Below are 2,283 nucleotides of genomic sequence, written 5' to 3'. Positions count from 1 at the left end.
CTGGAATTATACTCTTTACTAAACTTCTAAATGAAGTGTACGGCTGAGTAGTTACATCGAAAATATATAAGAAACGGAGAATTCTCATGCTGAATATAGATATTAGTCGTTTAATTGATATTTGTTTAGAATATCTACAGTCTAGATTTTATGTTGGCAGAATACCTGAAGATTTCTTGTCAATTGCAAAAAAGCGTTTCTCTATACCAAAGAATGATCGAATTATTGCTTTTTTAAGTTGCAATTTGTTTGGCTCAGGAAAATATGGTGTTTACTTTACAAGTTCGGGTTTATATTGGAAAAATTGGCTATTAGGTAAAGGGAATATGAAATGGGATAAATTAAATGAAGTGCAACAAATCGAAATTGATAAAGATGGTTTTTTATCTTTTGATGCACAAAAAAGTTTTAATATTAACGGGAGTGATTATCCACCACTGTTATTTAAAGAATTACTTATAACTCTTAAAAGTTCATTCCATAATTCAAAGAAAAATGATATATATCCAGTTATAAAAATTGATGAGATAAAATCAATCTGCACTTTGTTTGAGAAGTATGATGAATTATTAGAACCTGATAATGGATTATTTGTAGATACTCATATTTTAGAAAAAAGTTAAATAAAATTTTGGCGCGATATATTATTTCAAAAGAAGAAGAAATCATTGCTTTTTTAGATACATCTGTCCTTGGTAATTTGAGTAAAGGTTCGGATGGAGTATTAGTTTGTCAATCGGGTATATATTTTAGAGAAACTTTTGTACACTTGTATTTTCCGTGGCATGTCTTTAGGAATATCCCTATTACCTTGATTTCAAACGAGTTAAAAATCGGAAAAGAAAACATATTTCATCTGCAACATGCTAGAATGTCTAGTCAAGAGATTCTATTATTCATTAAAAATTTAAAAGAGTATGTTAATACTTTATATGAGGAAAATGAGTGTTTATCTAATATATAAGAAACTTCATCAACCGATGAAGTTTCCTGAGAATAACTTTGGAGTAGGGAAATATTATAACTTTATTCCTAAAGATATTAATGAAACTTACCGATTGTTAATTGAACGCGGTGTTAAAGTAAATCCTATTAGCGGAGAAGGGGTTACCAAATTCTTTACGTTTTTTGATCTTGACGGAAACCCTTTAGGTGTTTGTGAATAAATAGTCCCATCAGTACTTCCGAAGGGACTTGTAATACTTTGGTTTTATCTTTTCATGAGACACTAATACTTCTTGCTTAGTAGTTAAATCAATGAATATCAACTTTTTTAAAATAGAATAGTGTTGCGAGAAAACCGATAATAGCTGTAGCGGCAATGATAATATAAGAATATTCTGGTGGATATGTTGGTTGTAGTTTGTTATTTACGATATCAATTGTCGCTGCCCAAGGGAATAAATCTTTGTGTTCTGAATTAGCGGTCATAACATTTAGCATTGTAATAACTATAGTTAATATAATAGGCGATACATAAGTCTTCATAATAAGAGTTAGAAATACAATAGGAGTGGATAAGATAAAAAGAAATCCACCGCCTATTAAAAACTTCATGAAAGATTGTAGAATTAATAAGTTACTTAGACCAGGAAAGTTTCCTAATAGTCCTAATAGTAGAGTTAATCCCCAAGAAACCATGGTCAATATCATAATCCAAATAAAAAGGAGAATGAACTTGCTAATGATAAAGCTAATACGTGATACAGGGATGGTTAATAAATTCTTTAATGTGTTTTCTGTATACTCACGGTTAAAGAGATAAGCGGTGACAACTCCATATAAGGGAACTCCAATCACTAAAAGGGTATATAGATGGGCCTCGGTAAATAGATCAGTAAACAAAATAGTTTTAGTGGGTTGTTTTGTTTTTATGTGTATATACGATGCGACTACTACCATAAAAGGTGCTACAGCTGCTCCAATAATACTAATTAGAAACATATTAGAACGTTTCAGTTTTAATAGTTCCGTATATAGTAGATTAACCAATGGTCCCACCCCCAACCAATTTGGTGAAATAATCCTCTAATCTGTCTTCACTCATCATAATTTTTAATACTTCAATATCATTTTGAACAAACATTTTATTAATCTGTCCTTGTTGTCCGAAATGAGAATAAACGCGAATATTTCCTTCGTCATGTACTTCGTAATCCATAATATGAAATTGTTTTTCTAAAAGCATTGCAGCTTTATTATCGTCATTTACTTGGAATTCTAAGTATTTACGATTTGTTTTTCGAAGTGTATCGAGAGCAATTTCTTCTAATAGTTTTCCTT

General features: G+C 30.4%; 1 protein-coding gene and 3 pseudogenes. 2 read left to right on the top strand and 2 right to left on the bottom strand.

Annotation, left to right across the window (positions count from 1 at the left end):
• The first annotated feature begins 86 nt into the window (after window positions 1-86).
• Both V7024_RS23195 and V7024_RS23190 read left to right on the top strand, forming a co-directional pair.
• Window positions 87-964, top strand: a pseudogene (locus tag V7024_RS23195) (hypothetical protein).
• 7 nt (window positions 965-971) lie between these two features.
• Window positions 972-1,166: pseudogene (locus tag V7024_RS23190) on the top strand (VOC family protein); the annotation flags it as partial.
• An 88-nt stretch (window positions 1,167-1,254) separates the two neighbouring features.
• On the opposite strand, the gene V7024_RS23185 reads toward V7024_RS23190, so the two are convergent.
• Together V7024_RS23185 and V7024_RS23180 are read right to left on the bottom strand one after the other, a co-directional pair.
• Window positions 1,255-1,992: an ABC transporter permease gene (locus tag V7024_RS23185; RefSeq protein ID WP_335524369.1), complete on the bottom strand. Its 738-nt coding sequence runs from the start codon at window positions 1,990-1,992 to the stop codon at window positions 1,255-1,257.
• Window positions 1,985-2,283 (bottom strand): annotated as a pseudogene (locus tag V7024_RS23180) (ABC transporter ATP-binding protein); the annotation flags it as partial. The gene V7024_RS23185 and the pseudogene V7024_RS23180, both read right to left, overlap by 8 nt.

The sequence above is a fragment of the Bacillus sp. JJ864 genome (genome assembly GCF_036963045.1).
Taxonomy (GTDB): Bacteria; Bacillota; Bacilli; order Bacillales; family Bacillaceae_G; genus Bacillus_A; species Bacillus_A pseudomycoides_C.
This window is presented reverse-complemented; position numbering and strand designations above follow the sequence as displayed.